This window comes from Acinetobacter sp. ESBL14 (genome assembly GCF_036668815.1).
Taxonomy (GTDB): Bacteria; Pseudomonadota; Gammaproteobacteria; order Pseudomonadales; family Moraxellaceae; genus Acinetobacter; species Acinetobacter gyllenbergii.
This window is the reverse complement of the sequence record NZ_JAZEVS010000091.1, coordinates 1-240: the sequence shown is the minus strand read 5'-3', so window position 1 is coordinate 240 and position 240 is coordinate 1. Positions and strand designations below refer to the sequence as shown.

The following is a 240-nucleotide window of genomic DNA, read 5'->3' as shown; positions in this document are numbered from 1 at the left end:
CTGCTGTACCACTGATTGGGTCGGTCGCATTGATCGGATCAAGCACTGGTGCATTTGGTGCAACGGTATCAATCGTCAATACTGCGCTATCTGTGCCCACATTGCCCGCTGCATCTGTCGCAGTCACGGTCACAGTATGGTTGCCTTCACCCAAGGTCGGTAAAGTATTGTCCGCCAAGGTCCAAGTACCATCACCATTGTTCACCGCTGGATAGTTCACACCATCCACAGTCACCACAA

At 52.1% G+C, this 240-nt stretch carries 1 protein-coding gene; it reads right to left on the bottom strand.

The annotated features are described in order from the left end of the window. Window positions 1–240: Ig-like domain-containing protein (locus V6E90_RS21765; RefSeq protein WP_332606444.1), on the bottom strand; the 240-nt coding region annotated here is incomplete at both ends.